The following is a 20,349-nucleotide window of genomic DNA, read 5'->3' as shown; positions in this document are numbered from 1 at the left end:
GCTCAGCCTCGGCGGTAGGTCAGGTGCGTGACGTGCGGCGTGTGCCGCACGGACGCCGGCACCAGCCCGGTCCGGGGCACGCCGTCGAAGAGCCGCGAGCCGTCGTGGCCGTCCGCGGCGGACAGGCCCGACACGTGCGGCACCACGTGCCAGCGCAGCTCGTCGAGCTGGCCGGCCGCCATCACGGCGTTGATCGTGGAGGCGCCGCCGGCGATCGCCACGTTGCGGTCGCCGGCGGCCTCGCGCGCGCGGTCCAGCGCGACGTCGAGGCCCTCGGTGACGAAGTGGAAGGTCGTGCCGCCCTCCATCGGGAGCGGGTCGCGCTCGTGGTGGGTCAGCACGAAGACCGGCGCGTGGTACGGCGGGTCCTCGCCCCACCAGCCGCGCCAGGCCAGGTCCCAGGCACCCCGGCCGGGGCTGAACATGTTGCGCCCCATCACGAAGGCGCCCGCGTCGACGATCGCGTCCACCTCGGCCCGGTTGTCGTCGCCGTGGTCGAACATCCACCCGTGCAGCGGCCCCTCGTCGAAGTCGCCGAAGGGGCGCTCCAGGCGCTGGCCCGGGCCGGCCCCGAAGCCGTCGATCGTGGTGGAGATGTCAGCGGTCACGATGCCCATGCCGGACTGACCGCCGGTGCCCCGAAAACTCATCGTGGCCGTCCGCGGGACCGTGGGAGGATCGGGCCGTGCTGGGCATCACCGACCTGTCGACGTACCTCGTCGGCCTGATCCTGATCATCCTGCTGCCCGGCCCGAACTCCCTCTACGTCCTCTCCGTCGCCGCACGGCGCGGGGTCCGCGACGGCTACCGCGCGGCAGCCGGTGTGTGGACCGGCGACGCCGTGCTGATGACCCTCTCCGCCGCGGGCGTGGCCTCGCTGCTGCAGGCCAACGACCTGGCGTTCTCGATCGTGAAGTGGGTCGGCGCCGGCTATCTCGGCTACCTCGCCTTCACCATGCTGCGCGGCGCCCTGCTGATGTGGCGGGCCCGCGCGCGGGCGGTGCAGGCGGTCAAGGACGGGGCGCCGCCGCCGGTGCCGAACGAGCGCCCCTACCGGCGCGCGCTGGTCATCAGCCTGCTCAACCCGAAGGCGATCCTCTTCTTCGTCGCCTTCTTCGTGCAGTTCGTCGACCCCGCCTACGACAAGCCGGCGCTGTCGTTCCTCGCCCTCGGGACGCTCGCGCAGGTCGCGAGCGTCGCCTACCTGTCGGCGCTGATCTTCGGCGGCACCCGCCTCGCGGACGCCTTCCGGCGCCGCCGGGCGCTCTCCGCGGCCGGCACATCGGCGGTCGGCGCGATCTTCCTGGGCTTCGCGGTCAAGCTCTCGCTCGCGCACGCCTGAGCGGGCGCCGGGTCACCACGAGACCTCGTCGCAGGCCGTCGAGCGGTGGCCCTCCACCTGCAGCGTGGCGTGCTCGATCTGGTGCTGCTCGCGCAGCACGGCCTGCCCGGCGCGCAGCGCGACCGTCGCGTCGGCTCCCTCGCTCAGCACGAGGTGGGCCGTGGCGACGTTCATCCCGGAGGTGAGCGTCCAGACGTGGAGGTCGTGGACGTCGCACACCCCGTCCACCGACGCCAAGGACGCGGTCACGGCCTCGATCTCCATGCCGGCCGGCACGTGCTGGCCGAGCACGGCGAGCACCTCGCGCCCGAGCACCACGGCCCGGACCGCGACGAAGCCGCCGATCAGGAACGCGACGACCGTGTCCCACACGCCGTTGCCGGTCGCGAGGATCAGGCCGCCCGCGGCGAGGACGCCGACGCTCCCGGCGGTGTCGGCGACGACCTCGAGATAGGCGCCCTTGACGTTGAGCGAGTCCTTCGCGCCCGCGCGCAGGAGCAGCAGCGCGGCGACGTTGACGAGCAGGCCGAGCAGGCCGACGACGAGCATCGGGCCGGTCTCGACGTCGACGTCCTCACCCATTCGGCCGACCGCCTCGACCACGACGTAGACGGCGACGCCGAGCATCATCAGGGCCGCCAGGCCGGAGGCGAAGACCTCGGCCCGGTAGGACCCATAGGTACGACGCCCGGTGCTGTCCTCCCGGGTCGCGATCTTGGTGGCGACGAGCGCCGCCCCCAGCGCGACGACGTCGGCCGCCATGTGGCCCGCGTCGGAGATCAGCGCGAGCGAGCCGCTGACGATGCCGACGACGAGCTCGACGACGAAGAAGGCCGCGATCATCGCGAAGGAGATGGCGAGCCGCCAGCGGTGGCGCCCGCCGGCGTGCCCGGTCGTCGTACCGCCGGCGTGGCCGTGCCCGTGACCGACGCCCATCACCACTCCTCGTCGCCGTGCAGGGCGGCGGGCCCGAAGTTCGCCGACAGGACGACGGCCTCGCCGGTGGCCTCGAGCAGCCGCTCGGCCGCGCGCAGGACGTCCGCGGTGGCCGCGGGATGGGCGAGGGAGAACATCGACGCCCGTCCGCTGGGCCGGGAGACGACGAGGCCGCAGTCGCGCAGGCAGGCGAGGTGCTTGGACACCGTGGACTGCGCCAGCCCGAGGTGGTCGGTCAGGTCGACGACGCGGTGCTCGCCCAGCGCGAGGTGCTGCAGGATCGCGAGCCGGTTGGGATCGCTGAGGCCGTGCAGCAGGCAGGCCGCCGCGACCAGCGCCTCCACCTCGGACGAGGCCTCCACCTTATTCATCGCCATACGGCGATGTAATCACCGTTCGGCGACGCCGGTCAAGGCGGCGCCCGGCCGCCGGGAACGTAAAGTTCTCCGACTTCCCGCGTCCGGTCGGCGGATCCTCGTCTACGGTCGACGCAGGGAGGAGCCCACCTCGGGCAAGTGCGGGGCCCCGTGGAGAGGGAGAGCGGACGCGACCGGTGGTCGCCTCCGCTGACAAGGCGGGACAAGTGGTGGTGCGGGTCGACGGCGGTGGCACGCCGCCCGGTGGCATGCCCTCGGGTGCGTCCGAGCAGGAGGCGCAGCGACTGCGCCTGATCCTCGAGGCCACGCCGAGCGCGATGCTCATGGTGGACCGGACGGGCCATGTCGTGCTGGTCAACGCCCAGGCGGAGAACCTGTTCGGCATCGGTCGGGCGCGGCTGCTGGAGATGGAGGTCGAGGACCTCATCCCGCGGCGCTCCCGGGCGGCCCACCACACCTACCGGACGCGCTATCTCGCGAACCCTGCCGCTCGTCCCATGGGTGCCGGACGCGACCTCTACGGGTTGCGGGGGGACGGGACGGAGGTCCCGATCGAGATCGGCCTCAACCCGATCCGGATCGGCGACGAGTCGTTCGTGCTCGCCTCCGTGATCGACATCAGCGAGCGCCTTGCGACCCAGGCGGCGCTGGAGACCATCGGCCGGGACTCGCTGCGCCGCACCATCCTCGCCAGCATGCCCTGCAGCGTGGTGGCCACCGACCTGGCGGGCCGCATCCTGGCCGCGAACCCCGCGACCGAGGTGCTGCTGGGATATCCGGAGGCGGAGCTCGTGGGGGCGCCGCTGAGTCGCCTCTACGCCGGCCAGCGGGAACCCGGCGACCGCGTGCTCGACCTGCCCGCCGTGGCCACCGGCGAGGAACGGGAGCTCACCTATCGCCGCCGCGACGGCTCCGAGGTCCCCGTGGGCGAGGTCATCAGCCCGGTCACCGACGACGACGGCGTCCTCACCGGCTACCTCGCCGTCGGCTTCGACATCACCAAGCGGGTCGAGGACAGGGCGCGCGTCGCGTACCTCGCGAGCCACGACTCCCTGACCGGACTGCCCAACCGGGCCACGCTGACCCGCCACCTCGAGGACGCGATCCGGGAGGCCGAGCGCAAGCAGGAGCGCGTCGCCCTGCTCCTCCTCGACGTCGACCACTTCAAACGGGTCAACGACTCCCTCGGCCACCATGTCGGCGACCGCCTGCTGCTGGGGCTGGCCGACCGCCTGCGGCGTACGGTCCAGGACCGCGACCTCGTCGCCCGGCTCGGAGGCGACGAGTTCGTCGTGGTGATCTGCGGGCTGACCCGCATCGAGGAGGTCAGCGCCCGGGTCGAGCGGCTGGCCGCCGCCCTCCCGGGGTCGGTGAGCGTCGACAACCGCGAGGTCCTGGCGACCGCCAGCATCGGCTGCGCGGTCTTCCCCGACCACGGCCGCACCCCGGCCCACATGCTGAAGCACGCCGACATCGCGATGTACCGCGCCAAGGCGGCCGGGCGCAACAACCTGCGTTGGTACGACGCCTCGATGGGCGCCGACGGCAGCGACAAGCTGGTCCTGTCCACCGCGCTGCAGCAGGCGCTCGACCGGGACGGCGAGCTGTCGGTGGCCTACCAGCCGCAGGTGGACCTCGCGACGGGGGCGCTGCTCGGCTTCGAGGCGCTCGCCCGCTGGACCTCGCCCGCACTGGGCGTCGTACCCCCCGACCGGTTCATCCCGGTGGCAGAGGACTCGGGCCTCATCGCGCACCTCGGAGCGCAGGTGTTGCGGCAGGCGTGCCGCGACGCGGTGACCTTGCGCGAGGAGCTCGGGCTGCCGCTGCGGATGGCCGTGAACGTCTCGCCCCGGCAGTTCGCGCGCAGCACCTGGCTCGACGAGGTGGACGCGGCGCTGTCGGAGTCCGGCCTCGACCCCGCGGCCCTCGAGCTCGAGATCACCGAGGGAACCCTGATGGACGACGACAACGACGTCCGGCTGGTCCTCCACGAGCTCAAGAGCATCGGCACGCGGATCGTCGTCGACGACTTCGGCCAGGGCTACTCGAGCCTTGCCTACCTGACCCGCTTCCCGCTCGACAAGCTCAAGATCGACCGCGAGTTCGTCCGTCGCATCGCTGCGACCCACGCGGACGCCGCCGTCATCGACGCCATCCTCGCCATGTCCCACGCGCTGGGGATGCGGGTGTCCGCCGAGGGTGTCGAGACCCTCGAGCAGGTGGAGTACCTCCGTGCCCGCGGCTGCGACGAGGCCCAGGGCTTCTACTACGGCGAGGGCGCTCCCCTCGTCGACGTCGCGAACCGGACCAGCCGCCTGGTCCTGAGTGCTCACCCATCGACCGCCGGAGCCGAAGGAAGAACGTGACCGAAGCTGTCCTGTACGACGCCGAGACCGGCCTGCCGGGGAGGCCCCTGCTCATCGACCGGCTCCGCATGGCGCTGCGGGGTGCCGAGCGCACCGGCCACGAGGTGGGCCTGGTGCTCGTCGACATCGAGGCGGTGGAGGACCCCGAGGGTCCGGTCGACGCCGCCGACCTGGCCGGAGTGCTCAAGGAGGTCGGGGAGCGGCTCAGCTCGTGCGTGCGCGGTGTCGACTCGGTCGGCCGCCTCGGACCGACCACGTTCGCCCTCGTCCTGCAGGGCGAGGTGGGGGAGGAAGGCCTGAGGGTGCTGGCCCACCGCGTCCTCTTCGAGCTCAGCCCTCCGGTCGTCATCCGCCTCCGGCAGTTCTTCGTGCTGGCCAGGCTGGGCGGCACCATCGCGCGTCCCCGGGTCGACGACCCCGGCACCATGCTGCAGCGGACACGCCAGGCGCTCGCCACGGCCCAGGAGCCCGACGGGGAGCTCTTCGTGCTCCACCTCCCGTAGGGCTAGTCTCGGGCCTCGTGCTGATGCGACCGGCGGAGCTCGAGGCGATCCGCAAGGGCGAGGTCGACCTCGCGTTCCGCCGTTGGGACCGGCCGCGGGTGAAGGTCGGCACCCGGCTGCGCACGGCCGTGGGCCTGGTCGAGGTGGTCAGCGTCGAGCAGACCTCCCTGTCGGCGCTGCGGGCCGAGGACGCACGTCGTGCGGGCGCCGCCTCGCTCGGCGCCCTCAAGGACGCGCTCGCCCAGCGCGCCGAGCGTCCGGTCTTCCGGGTCGGCCTGCGCTACGCCGGCACCGACCCGCGCGAGACCCTGCGCGACGCGCTCCCCGACGCCGACGAGGTCCGCACCATCCTGGCCGGCCTCGACCGGCTCGACGCGGCGTCGCCGATCGGACCGTGGACGCGGACGACGCTGAGGATCATCGACCGCAACCCGGAGGTCCGCGCACCCGAGCTGGCCGCCGAGCTGGATCGCCCGACCGCGGAGTTCAAGCGCGACGTCCGCAAGCTCAAGGAGCGCGGGCTGACAGAGTCGCTCGCCATCGGCTACCGGCTCTCGCCCCGGGGCGAGGTCGTCCTCGACCACGAGGACGGGCCGCGCGAGCGGGCACCCCGGCGCGAGGGCCACCCGCTGCCGCGGACCATCGGCGCGCCGGCGACGCGGGCGCTGCGAGCCGTCGACGTACACACCCTCGAGGCGATCAGCGGCTGGACCCGCCGCGACCTCGCCGCCCTGCACGGTGTCGGCCCGATCGCGCTCGACCGGCTCGAGGCGGCGCTGGCCCAGCTGGGCCTGTCGTTCGCCTGAGGAGCCTGAGCAGCGGCGGCGGCGGGACCGCGTGACGTCCGGGACGTCATACGAAGCGGTCGCCCGGACGGCCCCTTCGCATGACGTCCGGCGACCCACCTCCGTGGCGGCCGGCGGACGTCATGCGAAGCGCGCGTGATGGCGCTCGATTCGTATGACGTCCCGGCGACACCACGGGCAGGGGCGCCGGCCGCTGGTCACCCCCGCGACGGTCCGGCCTCGACACAGGCGCCGACCGGCGCGGCCGGACCGGCCGGGTGGTCGCCGAGCGCGCCCGTGGCCCGGGACCGGCCGAGGTTCCACTCCAGCCAGTCGTCCCCGCCGGTCTCCCGTCCGCCGAGCGCGCAGCGGCGCTCGTCGCCGGTGAGGTCGGTGAGCACCGGGACCGCGTCGTCGGAGAGCCCGGCGAGGTAGGTCCAGTCCACGCGACCGGTCTCGGCGTACCGGTCGAGGTTGTGGCGGGCGATCCACGCGTCGGGGTTGGCGAGGGCCAGGCCGAGGAGGGCGACGGCCCCGCTGACCAGGGCGAAGCGCGGCAGCCAGCCGGAGCGCAGCGCCACACCGCTCATCAGCACCGCGAGCACGAGCAGCCCGAGCCAGCCCTCGAAGACGTCGACGAGCAGACGCAGCCGGGTGAAGCCGTAGGCCTCCTGGTAGACCTGCATCCGGTGCAGCGCCGACGCCACGACCACCAGCGTCTCGACGCACAGCACGCCGAGGGCGACCCGCAGCCAGAGCCGGTCGGACGCGGTCTCGCGCGACGCCTTGCGCCCGGCCGCCCAGATGACGAGCAGCGTCAGCGCCGTCGCGATGGTCAGCTGGGCGAAGCCCTCGTGGACGTACTCCGCATAGGTGAGTCCCGTCGTACGACGGAGGTAGTCGTGCCCGCCGAAGGCCACGGTCGCCTGCGCCGCGAGGAAGACCGCGAACACCCCGACGACGAAGCCGACCGGGACGAGCCACTCGTAGCGGCGCGCCACCGCACTGGTGCGGGAGCCCTCGCCGTCGACGCGCGGCGGGTTGAGCGCGAGGTACGCCGCCGCGAGGACCGTGCCCGCGACCGCGACGGAGACGAACGCCCGCAGCGCGAAGGTCTCGCGGGCCAGGTCGGGGACGACCGCGTCGAACCACTCCGCCACGAGCGCGTCGGCCGAGGCGAAGAGCGCACCGAAGACGACCAGGCCGCCGAGCGACCAGAGCGCCGTGCGCACCATCGCCATGCCGTGGCCCAGGCCGGGGAGCGCGGTCAGGGTGCGGCCCAGCCACGGCAGGCCGCGCAGGCCGGCGAGCGGCCACATCAGCCCGGCGACGAGGAAGCCGCCGAGGGTGCGGCCGCGCGTCACGCCGCACACGCACAGCGCCGCACCGGCCAGCAGGCAGGGCACCACGATCCACTCCGCGTCGCGCAGCAGCGTCGTACCGGCGAGCAGGACGCACAGGCCGGCGCACGCCAGGGTGAACGGGTCGCGCCGGTCCCAGCTCGCGGCCAGTACGACGCCGCCCGCGGCGAGGAGGACGAGGAAGGTGCCCAGGCCGAGGGCACGGTCGGGCAGCAGCATCCCGCCCAGCACCCCGACGCCGAGGGCCCCGGCCAGGAGGCCGACCCGGGCGGGCACGTCGTCGGGCCAGAAGCCGACGAGCAGGTCGTCGGCGACCGGCGGCGGGGGGGCCGCCGGGGCGGGGACGGGTGTGGGGACGGGTGCGGGGACGACGGGCGGGGGTGCGGGCACGGCCTGCTCCTGGCTGCGTTCGGAGGTGGGGGGACGGGACGAAGGACGGGGCGAGGGCTCGAGGGGCAGGTCGACGACGACCCGTGCTCCCCCGGCTCCCGGGCCGGGATCGGCGAAGCCGATGGCACCGCCGTGCAGCTCGCTCACCCAGCGGGCGATGGCCAGGCCGAGGCCGGTCCCACCCCCGCCGGACGTGTCGCCGAGGGTGCCGAAGGGCTCGAAGACCCGCTCGCGGTCGGCCGGGTCGACGCCCGGCCCCGCGTCGCGGACCTCCACCAGGTAGCGGTCACCGCGGCGGGTCACCTCGACGGCGACCGTGCCGCCGGCCGGGCTGTGCCGGGAGGCGTTGTCGAGGAGGTTGGCGACCAGCTGGTGCAGCCGGGCGGGGTCGGCGGTGACCACCAGCGCCTGGGGGTCGACGCGGACGTCGTACCGGACGTCGCGCCCCGACGTGCGGGCCTCCGCGACCGCGGCGTCGATCAGCCCGGCCACGGCCACCGGCCGCGGAGAGAGCGGCGCCTTGCCGGCGTCGACCCGCGCCAGGTCGAGCAGGTCGTCGACGAGCCCGCTCATCCGCTCGGCCTGGGCGAGCGCCGTCCCGAGGGCCGCGGGGTCCTGCGGCGCGACCCCGTCGACGACGTTCTCCAGCACGGCCCGCAGGCCGGCGAGCGGGGTGCGCAGCTCGTGGCTGACGTTGGCGACCAGCTCACGGCGCTGCCGGTCCACCCCGGCGAGGTCGCGCGCCATCGTGTTGAAGGCGCGGGCGAGCTGGCCGACCTCGTCGCGCGACGTCTCGGCGATCCGGACGTCGTAGTCTCCCCGCGCCATCTGCCGGGCGGCGCGCGTCATCTGGCGCAGCGGCGAGGTCATCCCCACCGCGAGCAGCTGGGTCAGCGCGAGCGCGAGCCCGATGGTGACCGGGATACCCAGCCAGACCGGCACTCCTCCCGCGTTGCCCAGGGAGGCGACGACCGCCGCGACCGTCGAGCTGATGGCCACCAGCAGGCCGAGCTTGACCTTCAGCGAGGTGACCCGCGCCAGGGGCTCGCTGCTCACGGTGTGGTCCCCGGCGCGTCCGTCTCGAGCGCGTAGCCCACGCCGTGGGCCGTGCGTACGACGCCCGGGCCGACCTTCGCGCGCAGCCCCTTCACGTGGCTGTCGACCGTGCGGGTACCGGTCGCGCCGTCCCACCCCCACACCTCGGCGAGCAGCTTCTCGCGGGTCACCACGGCACCGGGGGCGGCGGCGAGGCAGACCAGCAGGTCGAGCTCGGTCGGCGTCAGGTGCACCTCGGTCTCACCCCGCCAGACCCGCCGGGCCGGGACGTCGACCCGCAGGTCGCCGACCTGCAGCACCTCGCCGCGCGCGAGCGCCGCGGCCCGGTCGACACGGCGCAGCAGCGCGGAGACCCGGGCGACCAGCTCGCGCATCCGGAACGGCTTGACCAGGTAGTCGTCCGCGCCGACGCCGAGCCCGACGAGCAGGTCGGACTCCTCGGCGCGCGCCGTCAGCATCAGCACGGGGACCGGCCGGTCGGCCTGGATCCGCCGGCAGACCTCGTGGCCGTCGAAGCCGGGCAGCATCACGTCGAGGACGACCGCGTCGGGGCGGTGCTCCGCGCACGCCGCGACCGCGCCCGGTCCGTCCCAGGCGCGCACGACGTCGTACCCCTCGGCGACGAAGCGGTCGGACACGGCCTGGTTGATGACCGGGTCGTCCTCGACCACGAGGAGGCGGCGGCGTGCGCCGGCGAGGGGCCCGTTGCTCATGGTTCGAGGCTACGAGCGCCGGCCGCCGGGTTGTGGGGACGACGTGTGGAGGTTCTGTGCAGATCGCCCGGGGGCGCGCCGGACTCAGCCGGCGAGCAGCACCGGCATCAGCTCCACGACCTGGGCGCGCAGCTCGTCGAGCACGCCCTCGCGCCCGCAGAGGTAGGCCAGCAGCGCCTGCTGGAAGAGGCCGTCCAGCAGCCCGTAGGCCACCGACGGCAGCATCGCGGGCTCGCGCCCGGCGAGCTCGGCGTAGGTGCTCACGACCCGCCAGATCATGTCCTCGAGGGTCTTGTCGATCTGCAGCACGGCCTCGCGCAGGGACTCCTCGAACATGCTCTGCGAGCGCAGGTCGTACCAGAGCCGGTGCATCGGCGCTTCCTCGACGATCGTCTCGACGAGCTTGTCGGCGAAGCCGGTGACCAGCTCGTCGGCCGTGGTGGCGTCGGCCACCACGCCGTCGTAGCGGTGCACGCAGGTGGCCTTGTACTGCCGCACGCAGTAGACGATCAGCTCGAGCTTGTCGTGGAAGTAGTAGTGGACGACGCCGTGGGAGAACTCCGAGTTGTTCGCGATCTCGCGCAGGCTGGCGCGGGCGTAGCCGAGCTCGCCGAGGGTCCGCAGGGCGGAGTCGGCCAGTGCGCGGCGGCGCTCGTCGTGCTTGTCAGCAGGCGTACGACGAGCCGTGGCAGTCGTCATGGGGCCCGAGGCTACCGGCTCGGCGGCCCTTTGTGACCGGGTGACAAACAAAAATCTTGACGTTTGTCCAGAAAAGTCTTGACGACTGTCAAGGAGAAGGAGTTGTGTGGCCCACGTCACCCCCTGACACCCACGGGACACCACGGGACACCCACCGACGAAGGAGTCGCACCCCATGACTGACCTCGAACTCGCCGGCCGCAAGGCGCTCGTCACCGGCGGCGCCCAGGGCCTGGGCAAGAAGTTCGCCGAGTACCTCACCGCCGCGGGCGCGACCGTCGTGGTCGCCGACCTGCAGGACGAGAAGGGCAAGGAGGTGGCCGAGTCCATCGGCGGCACCTTCGTCCACCTGGACGTCACCGACGACGCGTCGTGGGAGGCCGCGGTCGCCCAGGCGGTCAGCGAGGTCGGCGGGCTCGACATCCTCGTCAACAACGCCGGCATCGAGATCGCCAGCCTCTTCATCAACCTGGACCCCGACGTCGCGCGCCGGATCTTCGACGTCAACGTCGTCGGCACCTCCCTCGGCATCAAGCACGCCTTCCGGACCATGGGCCCCGGCGGCGCCGCGGGCAACGGCGGCTCGGTCATCAACGTCGCCTCGGTCGCGGCCCACATCGCCTTCCCGGCCCTGTCGCAGTACTCCGCCTCCAAGTCCGCCGTCGACCGGATCACCCGGATCGCCGCGATGGAGGCCGGCAAGCTCGGCCTCGGCGTCCGGGTCAACTGCGTCGCCCCCGGCCTGATCCCCAACGAGATGGGCGCGGGCCTGGCCAACGAGCTCACCGCCATGGGCCTCTTCGAGTCGGCCGAGGCCGCCGTCGGCCAGGTCGTCGAGCTCACGCCGTCGGGCGGGCTGGCCACCGAGGAGGACATCGCCGAGGCCGTCGTCTTCCTCGCCTCCGACCGCTCGAAGTTCATCAACGGCGTCGACCTGTCGGTCGACGGCGGCATGGGAATGTGAAGGAGACCCACCCATGAGCAACAGCAAGCCCGTCATCGTCTACGGCGCCTCCGGCTACACCGGCCGCCTCATCTGCGAGTACCTCCGCGAGTTCGGCGTCCCCTTCGTGGCCGCCGGCCGCGACGAGGGCAAGCTCAAGGCCTCGATGGAGGCCCACGTCCCCGGCATCGAGACCGCGGACTACGAGATCGTCCAGGTCGACCACAGCGTCGAGGCGCTCACCGAGCTCTTCCGTGGCGCGTCGGTCGTGTGCAACACGGTCGGCCCGTTCAGCAAGTACGGACCCGAGGTGGTCGAGGCCTGCCTCGCCGCCGGCACCCACTACCTCGACACCACCGGTGAGCAGGACTGGCTGATCACCTGCGACGAGAAGTACGGCGCCGACTTCGCCGCCGCCGGCCTCCTCCTCTCCCCCGGCATCGCGCAGATGTACACGACCGGCGAGATCGCCGCGGAGCTGTGCCTGGAGAAGCCGGGCCTGGACACCCTCGACATCGCCGTGTTCTGGGGAGGATCCCCCACGATCGCCTCCACGCAGACCATCCTGGTCAACGCCGCGACGTCGAGGGCCCACTACCTGCAGCAGAACCAGTACGTCGAGTTCGACCCCACGCAGGGCCTCGTCTCGCTCGTCGTACCGGGGCAGCACGAGCTGGCGCTGTCGCTGCCGTGGGGCGGCACGTCCCACCCGGTCTGGTACCGCAAGGACCCGCGGGTCGCGAACTGCAAGGCACAGGGCGGCGTCTTCAACGCGGCGCTGATGAACGGCGTCCCGCAGATCGTGGCGGGCGCGCTCGAGGCGACCAAGGACATGAACGAGGAGGAGCGCGACCAGGCCCTCACCGCCACCGCGGCGCAGGTGATGAACCAGATGCCGCCGCGCGAGAACCCCCGGCTCAACAAGTCGCTCGACTCCGTGCACGCCTCGGGCCCGCTCGGCCGCGCGCACTGCGTCATCCACGGCAACCAGAACTACAAGCAGACCGGGCTCCTGCAGGCCTACGCGGCGTACTCGCTCCTGCAGCAGCCGCCGCTGCGGGTCGGGTTCGCCTCGGGCTGCAAGGCCTTCGGCCACCGCGAGCTGCTGGGCCAGCTGCGGGCGTTCGGCCTGGTCTCCGAGCCGGTCCTCACCGTGGAGGGCTGAGCCCGACATGACCAGACTGGTCGACTACCTGGACAAGGGGGCGTCGCTGGGGGGCGACGCGCCTTGCCTGGTCTGCGACGGGCGGACGTGGACGTACGACGAGGTGCGGGACCTCGCCGGACAGGTCGCGTCCGCCCTCGCAGGGCGGGGCGTCCGGCCCGGCGACAAGGTCGCCATCCTGTCCTCGAACGACCCGGTGGCCTTCACCTGCGTCTTCGGGATCAGCCGGGCCGGCGCCGTCTGGTGCCCGATCAACCCGCGCAATGAGGCCGACGAGAACCGCGAGCTGCTCGACCTCTTCGACTGCTCGGTGCTGATCTTCAAGGCCGCGTACGCCGACCTGGTGGACCGGATCCGCGGCGACCTGCCGAAGGTCACCACGCTGGTCTGCCTCGACGCCGACGTGGACTGGGCGCTGGGCTGGGAGGAGTTCCTGGCCACCCCGGTGGTCGAGGAGGTTGCGCAGCAACCGTCACGAGACCCCCGGGCCGAGGACGACCTCGCCCTCATCGTCGGCACCGGCGGCACCACCGGCCGGCCCAAGGGCGTGATGCTCACCGGCACCAACATCGAGACGATGACGGCGCTGACCCTCATCGGCTACCCGTGGCCCGACCGGCCGGCGCGGCCGACGTACCTCGCCCTGGCGCCGCTCACCCACGCGGCGGGCGTGCTCTGCTTCCCCGTGCTGACCCAGGGCGGCTCGATCGTCGTCATGCGGCAGCCGGACGTGGCGGGCTTCCTGGCCAACGTGGCGGAGCACCGGGTGACGCACACCTTCCTGCCACCGACGCTGATCTACATGGTGCTCGACCACCCGGACCTGGAGAGCACGGACCTGAGCAGCCTCCAGTGCTTCTGGTACGGCGCCGCGCCCATGTCGGCGAAGCGGCTGGAGGAGGCGCTCACCCGCATCGGTCCGGTGATGGCACAGCTCTTCGGCCAGACCGAGGCACCGATGATGATCTCCACGATGGCGCCGGCGGACCACTTCCGCGCCGACGGGAGCATCGCCCACGAACGGCTGTCATCGGCGGGGCGTCCTGCACCGCTGGTGACGGTCTCCATCATGGACGGCGACGGCCGCGCCCTGCCCCAGGGCGAGCGCGGCGAGATCGTCGTGCGCAGCTCGCTGGTGATGCGCGGCTACTACAGGAACCCGGAGGCGACGGCCGAGGCGTCGGCGCACGGCTGGCACCACACCGGTGACATCGGGTTCCTCGACGAGGAGGGCTTCCTCCACATCGTCGACCGCGCGAAGGACATGGTGATCACCGGCGGGTTCAACGTCTACTCCACCGAGGTCGAGCAGGCCCTGATGGCGCACCCCGCCGTCGCGGACTGCGCGGTCGTCGGCCTGCCCGACGAGAAGTGGGGCGAGCGCCTCACCGCCGTGCTGCAGCTGCGGCCCGGCCAGTCCGTCGAGGTCGGCGAGGTGCAGGCGTTCGTCAAGGATCGGATCGGGAGCGTGAAGACGCCGAAGCAGGTCGAGGTCTGGCCGGACCTGCCGCGGTCGAAGGTCGGCAAGGTGCTGAAGACGGAGGTGAAGGCACAGCTGGCCGGCGCGGGGGCCTAGGAGAGGACCCCACCTAGACTCGGGAGCGATGTCGTCCCCCTCGCTCCCGAGTCGCCTCCCCGGCCTCGGCGCCCGTCTCCTGGTGACGGTCGCCGCGCTGGCCGGGCTGTTCGCGATGCACGGGCTGGCCGACCACCAGATGCCGTCGGCGCCCATCGCGGCCGCCGCCACGGCGGCGACGGACCACGGCGGGCACCACGAGCCCGAGCCGGGCATCCCGGCCTCGCACGGCGCCGCCGAGCTCTGCCTGGCCCTGCTGGGCCTGGCCTTCGTGCTGGTCGTGGCGCTCACGCGCGGGGGCGTGATCCTCCGCCCGTCCCGCGGTACGACGACCCGCTGGCGCGCGCTCGCCCCGCGCGCCCGCTTCCGCGACCCACCCGACCTGTTCGGTCTCTCCGTCCAGCGCTGCTGAGCGACGGGTGCCACCCGGGCGACGTCCGTCGTCCGGCGGCCCACGCCTGCCCACCAGCACGAGAGCACCCGGAAGAGAGACCGATGAACGACAGCACCCTTCGACGTACCGCCGCCGCGCTCACCGCGACGGCCCTCGCCCTGGCCCTCACGGCCTGCGGCTCCGACGACGGCGGCCACGACGGCCACGGCTCCGACGCGAGCGCCGTCCAGACCGCCCGCAACGGCGACGAGTTCAACCAGGCCGACGTGGACTTCGCGACCGCGATGATCCCGCACCACGCGCAGGCCGTGCAGATGGCGAACCTCGCCGCCGACCGGCCGCTGCCGGACGAGCTGCGCACCCTGGTCGACGGCGTCCACACCACGCAGGTCGCGGAGGTGGAGACGATGGTGACCTGGCTGACCGACTGGGGCGAGGAGATCCCCGAGACCTCGATGGACCACGTCAACGGCGGCCACGGCGACGACATGGACGACATGAGCGACATGGACCACGGCGACGAGATGCCCGGGATGATGTCGGCCGAGGAGATGACCGAGCTCGCGCAGGCCTCCGACGCGGACTTCCCCGAGCTCTGGATGACGATGATGGTCGAGCACCACGAGGGCGCGATCGAGATGGCCGAGACCGAGCAGGACGACGGCCACTTCCCGGACGCCGTCGACCTCGCCGGCGCGATCACCGAGGCCCAGCGCGCGGAGATCGCGACGATGGAGGACCTCCTCGGGCGAGGCTAGTGTCGCGCCTCGGAAGTTCTTGAACGCCTCGCGCACCCATCGCACGCACCTCGCGGCGTTGCCGACGCTCGCGAGACGACCCGGTATGGCTTCGCGCCGGCGCCTTGCGATGCACGCACGCTGAGCACGCCAACCGACCAACAACTTCCGACGCACGACACTAGGGAGCCGCGGGCGGCCGACCGACCTCACCGGCCGGTCGGCCGAACCGCCGGCGGAACGACTGCGAGAAGTACGACGCCGAGGTGAACCCGCAGCGCGCCGCGACGTCGACGGTCCGCTCGCCGCGGCCCGTGGCGAGCAGAGCGTGGGCCAGGTCGAGCCGCCGCGCGAGGATCTGCCGCGGGACGCTCGTCCCGGCGTCCGCGAAGACGCGCGAGAGGTGACGCTCGCTGATGCCGACGCCCGCGGCGACGTCCGCCGCACACAGCTGCGGGTCGGTCAGGTGGTCGTCGATGAAGGAGCGCGCGGCGACGCGGTGGGCGAGCGTGGGCGACGACCGGTCGCCGGTCGCCAGCACGGACACCAGCTCGAGGACCGCGCTCTCGTCGGCGGCCACCGGCACCTCCGCGGCGACGGCGCGGCCGACCAGCCGGACCAGCGCCCGGGCGTAGGGATCCGCGTCCTGGCCGCCGGCGTCGACCACGACCGGCTCGGCCAGCGACGTGAGCCCCGTCGTCTCGGCGAAGGCGGCCCGCGGCACCTTCACCGCGAGCTCCTCGAGCCCGTGGCCGAAGCCGCGGACCAGCGGGCGGTCGACGTCGCAGAGCAACAGCTGCCCCGGCCGTACGACGAACCGCCGGCCGTCGTGCTCGACGAGGGCCTCGCCGCGCAGGGCGGCGTACGCGACGATCGCGTCGGCCGGCCGCTCGGCCACCATCGCGGCGTCGCGGGCGACGGCGTGCGGGGTGCCCGTGACCAGGGCGAGGTGCACCCGGTCCACCTGCAGGTTGACCTCGCGGGCGCGGAACGGGCCGTCCGGCAGGGAGCAGGCCAGCTCGACGAGGAGGTCGGCGTTGTGCTGCTCCCAGTCCGCGACGCGGGTGCGCCCCTCGTCGTCGTCGACGACGAAGCTGCGGAGCTCGGACACGGCCCTCATGCATGAATGATGACACGTCAACCACTTGCGCGGAAGAGGTGCGCATTTCCGCCATCGACCGCCGCGACTGTGGCGGCCGCCACACGGTGCGGTTCATCGTCGGGCCATGGCTGAATTCAACGACGGGATCGACGAGACCGCGCTGCCGGCCGTCGAGGACGTGGTCGAGACCGACGTGCTCGTCGTCGGCTCCGGGCCGGGCGGGGCCTCCGCGGCCCTGTTCCTGAGCTCGCTGGGTGTCGCGAACATCATGATCACCAAGTACCGCTGGACCGCGAACACCCCGCGCGCCCACATCACCAACCAGCGGGCGATGGAGATCTTCCGCGACCTCGGCATCGAGGACCAGGTGCTCGCGGACGCCACGCCCCACGAGCTGTGCGGCGACACCGTGTTCTGCACCAGCATCGCCGGCGAGGAGATCGGCCGGATCCGCACGTGGGGCACGCGGCCCGACCGCGAGGCCGACTACCAGCTCGCGTCGCCGTGCCTGACCGTCGACATCCCGCAGACCTATCTCGAGCCGATCCTGGTCAGGAACGCCACCGAGCGCGGCACCCAGGCCCGCTTCTCCACCGAGTACCTCTCCCACGTGCAGGACGGCGACAAGGTCGACGTCCGCGTGCGCGACCGGCTCACCGGCCACGAGTACACGATCCGCTGCCGCTACCTGATCGGCGCCGACGGCGCCCGGTCGCGGGTCGCGGCCGACATCGACCTGCCCTACGAGGGCGCCATGGACATCGCGGGGTCCATGAACATCACCTTCAAGGCCGACATCAGCGCGTACGTCGACCACAGGCCCTCCGTCCTCTACTGGGTGATCCAGCCGGGCTCCAACGTCGGCGGGATCGGCACCGGGCTGGTCCGGATGGTCCGGCCCTGGGACGAGTGGCTGATCGTCTGGGGCTACGACATCAACGACGAGCCGCCGTACCTCGACGACGCCGAGGCCGCCCGGATCGTGCGGGACCTGCTCGGCATGCCCGACCTCGAGCCGGAGATCACCGGCCACTCGCTGTGGGGCGTCAACGAGATGTACGCGACCCACCTCCAGGCGGGCCGGGTCTTCTGCGTCGGCGACGCCGTGCACCGCCACCCGCCGAGCAACGGCCTCGGCTCCAACACCTCGGTCCAGGACTCCTACAACCTCGCCTGGAAGATCGCGGCGGTGCTGGACGGGCACGCGGACCCCTCGCTCCTGGAGAGCTACTCCGAGGAGCGCGCCCCGGTCGCGAAGCGGATCGTCACGCGGGCGAACCAGAGCGCCCGGGAGTTCTCGGAGATCTTCGACGCGCTCGGCATCACCGGCATGGCGGACCCGGTCGCGATGGCGGCCGCGATCGAGCAGCGCAAGGACGCCACCCCCGAGGGCGCGGCCCGGCGGGCCGCCCTCGTCACGGCGATGGACCGCAAGAACTACGAGTTCAACGCCCACGGCGTCGAGCTCGGGCAGTTCTACGAGTCCCGCGCGATCGTGTCCGACGGCACCCGGCCGGCGCCCAGCCCCGACGCCGACCTCTACCACGTGATGTCGACGTCGCCGGGGGCCCACCTGCCGCACGCCTGGGTCGGCGACAACCGGACCAAGCTGGCGATGATGGACCTGGCGCCGTACGACCGGTGGACGCTCATCACCGGCATCGCCGGCGCGGCCTGGGCCACGGCCGCCGACAAGGTCGCGGCCGAGCTCGGTGTGCCCCTGGCCACGGTGGTGATCGGCCCCGGCCAGCAGGTCACCGACCTCTACTACGACTGGTCGAAGCTGCGCGAGGTCGAGGAGGGCGGCGCCCTGCTGGTGCGCCCGGACAAGCACGTCGCGTGGCGCTCGCTCGACCTCGTCGACGATCCCACCGACGCCCTGCGGACCGCGCTGCGCCACGTGCTGGGCAGGCAGTCGTGAGCTGGACCCACGACACCCTCGGCCAACGGGTGCGGATGGCGACCGGCACCGCCGCGGAGGCGCTGGCCGAGGAGGTCGACCGGCTCGGCGCCCGACGCGTCATGGTGGTCGCCGGCCCGGCCGAGGCCTCCCTCGCCGCGACCGTCACCGCGGGACTGCCGGTCGCGCTGCGCCACGACGAGGTCGTCATGCACGTCCCCGTCGAGGTCGCCGAGCGGGCCCGGGAGGCCGCCACGGCGGCCGCGGTGGACGCGGTCGTCACTGTCGGCGGCGGCTCCACGACCGGGCTGGGCAAGGCGGTGGCGCTCACCAGCGGCCTGCCGCTGCTCGCCGTCCCCACCACCTACGCCGGGTCGGAGGCGACCGACGTCTGGGGCCTCACCGACGGGGCGGTCAAGACGACCGGCTCCGACCTGCGCGTCCTCCCCCGCACCGTCGTGTACGACGCCACGCTGCTGACCGGGCTTCCCCGGCACCTGTCGGTGGCGAGCGGCCTGAACGCCCTGGCGCACTGCGTGGACTCGCTGTGGGCGCCCCGGGCCGACCCGGTCAATGCTGCCCTGGCCGGCGAGGGCGCCCACGCGCTGGCCGCCGGCCTCCCGGCGGTCGCCGCGGACCCGGACGACCTGAGGGCCCGCGAGCTGACCATCCAGGGCGCCTACCTCGCCGCCGTGGCCTTCGCCTCCGCCGGCTCCGGCCTGCACCACAAGATCTGCCACGTGCTCGGCGGGCGCTACGACCTGCCGCACGCGGAGACCCACGCCACCGTGCTGCCCCACGTGCTGGCGCTCAACGCACCGCAGGCCCCGGCCGCCGACGAGCGGCTCGCGGCGGCCTTCGGCTCGCCCACCGGGCTGGCCGGGCTGCAACGGCTGCGCGCCGAGCTCGACGCACCGCGCGCGTTGCGCGACCACGGCTTCCGCGAGGAGGACATCCCGGACGCGGTGGCGGCGGTGCTGCCCGTCGTACCACCCTCGAACCCGACGCCCGTCACCACCGAGAACCTCACCGCCCTGCTCCGCGCGGTGTGGGAAGGAGCGGATCCCTCATGAGCACGCCCCAGTCCACCGAGCAGCAGGCCACCGAGCAGCAGACCACCGAGCAGCAGGCCCGCGAGCAGGACCTCGTCGACCGCGTCGTCCGCTCCTTCGACGACACCCCCGACCCTCGGCTCAAGGACGTCATGCAGGCGCTCACCCGGCACCTGCACGCCTTCCTGCGCGAGGTCCGCCCGACCGAGGCGGAGTGGCAGGCCGGGATCGACTTCCTCACCGCCGCGGGTCACATCACCGACGACCGGCGCCAGGAGTTCATCCTGCTCTCCGACGTGCTCGGCGCGTCCATGCAGACGATCGCGATCAACAACGAGGCGTACGGCGACGCGACCGAGGCCACCGTGTTCGGGCCGTTCTTCGTCGACGGCTCGCCGCGGGTCGAGGCCGGCGGCGACATCGCGCAGGGCGCGGCCGGGGAGCCCTGCTGGGTGGAGGGCACGGTCACCGACACCGACGGCCGGCCGGTCGCGGGCGCGCGGATCGAGGTCTGGGAGGCCGACGACGACGGCTTCTACGACGTCCAGTACGACGACGACCGCACCGCCGCCCGCGCCCACCTGCTGAGCGGCCCGGACGGGAGCTACTCCTTCTGGGCGATCACGCCGACGCCGTACCCGATCCCGCACGACGGTCCGGTGGGCCGCATGCTCGCGGCCACCGGCCGCTCGCCGATGCGCGCGTCCCACCTGCACTTCATGGTGACCGCGCCCGGGCTCCGGACGCTGGTCACGCACATCTTCGTGGAGGGCGACGAGCTGCTCGACCGGGACTCCGTGTTCGGCGTGAAGGACTCGCTGGTCAAGCGCTTCGACCGGCAGCCGGCCGGCACGGCGGCATCCGGCGGCCGCGAGGTCGACGGGACGTGGTCACGGGTCCGCTTCGACATCGTGCTCGCCCCGGCCTGAGAAAAGCTGCGCCGGCCGTGTCA

The 20,349-nt window shown here is 73.0% G+C and carries 19 protein-coding genes; 12 read left to right on the top strand and 7 right to left on the bottom strand.

The genetic code is table 11. From position 1 onward, the window contains the following. Positions 1 to 2: 2 nt before the first annotated feature. Positions 3 to 650 carry a dihydrofolate reductase family protein gene (locus AC2YHB_RS12145; RefSeq protein WP_487354023.1) on the bottom strand — a complete coding sequence of 216 codons (648 nt, stop codon included), beginning with the start codon at positions 648 to 650 and terminating at the stop codon, positions 3 to 5. Between the two features lie 35 nt (positions 651 to 685). On the opposite strand from AC2YHB_RS12145, the gene leuE reads away from it, so the two are divergent. Beyond that, on the top strand, positions 686 to 1,342 hold the full coding sequence (gene leuE, locus AC2YHB_RS12140) for a leucine efflux protein LeuE (RefSeq protein WP_036544065.1): 657 nt from the start codon (positions 686 to 688) through the stop codon (positions 1,340 to 1,342). 12 nt (positions 1,343 to 1,354) lie between these two features. Here leuE and AC2YHB_RS12135 read toward each other — a convergent pair whose 3' ends face one another. After that, complete coding sequence (locus tag AC2YHB_RS12135; protein ID WP_487354022.1) at positions 1,355 to 2,278, bottom strand: cation diffusion facilitator family transporter; 924 nt, start codon at positions 2,276 to 2,278, stop codon at positions 1,355 to 1,357. After that, on the bottom strand, positions 2,278 to 2,655 hold the full coding sequence (locus tag AC2YHB_RS12130) for an ArsR/SmtB family transcription factor (protein ID WP_487354021.1): 378 nt from the start codon (positions 2,653 to 2,655) through the stop codon (positions 2,278 to 2,280). The genes AC2YHB_RS12135 and AC2YHB_RS12130 overlap by 1 nt, the downstream gene beginning before the upstream one ends. 206 nt (positions 2,656 to 2,861) lie before the next feature. On the opposite strand from AC2YHB_RS12130, the gene AC2YHB_RS12125 reads away from it, so the two are divergent. Genes AC2YHB_RS12125 through AC2YHB_RS12115 form a run of 3 tightly spaced genes read left to right on the top strand, consistent with a single transcriptional unit; the run spans position 2,862 to position 6,330 of the window. Beyond that, positions 2,862 to 5,021, top strand: coding sequence for a putative bifunctional diguanylate cyclase/phosphodiesterase (locus AC2YHB_RS12125; RefSeq protein WP_487354020.1), 2,160 nt, complete (start codon positions 2,862 to 2,864; stop codon positions 5,019 to 5,021). Continuing rightward, on the top strand, positions 5,018 to 5,524 hold the full coding sequence (locus AC2YHB_RS12120) for a GGDEF domain-containing protein (protein WP_036544060.1): 507 nt from the start codon (positions 5,018 to 5,020) through the stop codon (positions 5,522 to 5,524). The genes AC2YHB_RS12125 and AC2YHB_RS12120 overlap by 4 nt, the downstream gene beginning before the upstream one ends. Before the next feature lie 17 nt (positions 5,525 to 5,541). Beyond that, positions 5,542 to 6,330: a hypothetical protein gene (locus AC2YHB_RS12115; protein ID WP_487354019.1), complete on the top strand. Its 789-nt coding sequence runs from the start codon at positions 5,542 to 5,544 to the stop codon at positions 6,328 to 6,330. A gap of 197 nt (positions 6,331 to 6,527) precedes the next feature. On the opposite strand, the gene AC2YHB_RS12110 is transcribed toward AC2YHB_RS12115, so the two are convergent. The 3 genes from AC2YHB_RS12110 to AC2YHB_RS12100 form a co-directional block, all read right to left on the bottom strand. Beyond that, positions 6,528 to 9,116: a DUF4153 domain-containing protein gene (locus AC2YHB_RS12110; RefSeq protein WP_487354018.1), complete on the bottom strand. Its 2,589-nt coding sequence runs from the start codon at positions 9,114 to 9,116 to the stop codon at positions 6,528 to 6,530. Continuing rightward, positions 9,113 to 9,829 carry a response regulator gene (locus AC2YHB_RS12105; RefSeq protein WP_487354017.1) on the bottom strand — a complete coding sequence of 239 codons (717 nt, stop codon included), beginning with the start codon at positions 9,827 to 9,829 and terminating at the stop codon, positions 9,113 to 9,115. The genes AC2YHB_RS12110 and AC2YHB_RS12105 overlap by 4 nt, the downstream gene beginning before the upstream one ends. 84 nt (positions 9,830 to 9,913) lie before the next feature. Next, the gene (locus AC2YHB_RS12100; RefSeq protein ID WP_036544052.1) at positions 9,914 to 10,528 is read right to left on the bottom strand and encodes a TetR/AcrR family transcriptional regulator; all 615 of its coding nucleotides are present in this window, start codon (positions 10,526 to 10,528) and stop codon (positions 9,914 to 9,916) included. Positions 10,529 to 10,703: 175 nt separating this feature from the next. Between AC2YHB_RS12100 and AC2YHB_RS12095 the strand changes: the two genes are divergently transcribed. From AC2YHB_RS12095 to AC2YHB_RS12075, 5 genes are all read left to right on the top strand, one after another. Next, positions 10,704 to 11,492: an SDR family NAD(P)-dependent oxidoreductase gene (locus AC2YHB_RS12095; protein ID WP_036544050.1), complete on the top strand. Its 789-nt coding sequence runs from the start codon at positions 10,704 to 10,706 to the stop codon at positions 11,490 to 11,492. A gap of 13 nt (positions 11,493 to 11,505) precedes the next feature. Then, a complete protein-coding gene (locus tag AC2YHB_RS12090; RefSeq protein ID WP_487354016.1) occupies positions 11,506 to 12,636 on the top strand; it encodes a DUF5938 domain-containing protein in 1,131 nt (376 codons plus the stop codon). A gap of 7 nt (positions 12,637 to 12,643) precedes the next feature. Continuing rightward, the gene (locus tag AC2YHB_RS12085) at positions 12,644 to 14,212 is read left to right on the top strand and encodes an acyl-CoA synthetase (protein WP_487354015.1); all 1,569 of its coding nucleotides are present in this window, start codon (positions 12,644 to 12,646) and stop codon (positions 14,210 to 14,212) included. Positions 14,213 to 14,240: 28 nt separating this feature from the next. Next, on the top strand, positions 14,241 to 14,624 hold the full coding sequence (locus AC2YHB_RS12080) for a DUF6153 family protein (protein WP_487354014.1): 384 nt from the start codon (positions 14,241 to 14,243) through the stop codon (positions 14,622 to 14,624). An 83-nt stretch (positions 14,625 to 14,707) separates the two neighbouring features. Further along, the gene (locus AC2YHB_RS12075) at positions 14,708 to 15,364 is read left to right on the top strand and encodes a DUF305 domain-containing protein (protein ID WP_487354013.1); all 657 of its coding nucleotides are present in this window, start codon (positions 14,708 to 14,710) and stop codon (positions 15,362 to 15,364) included. A gap of 160 nt (positions 15,365 to 15,524) precedes the next feature. Here AC2YHB_RS12075 and AC2YHB_RS12070 read toward each other — a convergent pair whose 3' ends face one another. Then, positions 15,525 to 16,463, bottom strand: coding sequence for a helix-turn-helix domain-containing protein (locus tag AC2YHB_RS12070; RefSeq protein ID WP_487354012.1), 939 nt, complete (start codon positions 16,461 to 16,463; stop codon positions 15,525 to 15,527). 106 nt (positions 16,464 to 16,569) lie between these two features. Here AC2YHB_RS12070 and AC2YHB_RS12065 point away from each other — a divergent pair, with 106 nt between their 5' ends. Genes AC2YHB_RS12065 through AC2YHB_RS12055 form a run of 3 tightly spaced genes read left to right on the top strand, consistent with a single transcriptional unit; the run spans position 16,570 to position 20,326 of the window. Beyond that, positions 16,570 to 18,366: an FAD-dependent oxidoreductase gene (locus AC2YHB_RS12065; RefSeq protein WP_487354011.1), complete on the top strand. Its 1,797-nt coding sequence runs from the start codon at positions 16,570 to 16,572 to the stop codon at positions 18,364 to 18,366. Continuing rightward, positions 18,363 to 19,418 (top strand): maleylacetate reductase, encoded by a 1,056-nt coding sequence (locus AC2YHB_RS12060; protein WP_487354010.1) that lies wholly within the window; start codon positions 18,363 to 18,365, stop codon positions 19,416 to 19,418. The genes AC2YHB_RS12065 and AC2YHB_RS12060 overlap by 4 nt, the downstream gene beginning before the upstream one ends. Continuing rightward, positions 19,415 to 20,326, top strand: a complete 912-nt coding sequence (locus AC2YHB_RS12055; RefSeq protein WP_487354009.1) for an intradiol ring-cleavage dioxygenase — start codon at positions 19,415 to 19,417, stop codon at positions 20,324 to 20,326. Before AC2YHB_RS12060 ends, AC2YHB_RS12055 begins: the two co-directional genes overlap by 4 nt. Positions 20,327 to 20,349 lie beyond the last annotated feature (23 nt).

It is taken from the genome of Nocardioides sp. SRI_004 (assembly GCF_057586415.1).
Note: the sequence above shows the minus strand (reverse complement) of the source record. Positions and strands in the feature narration are given on the sequence as shown.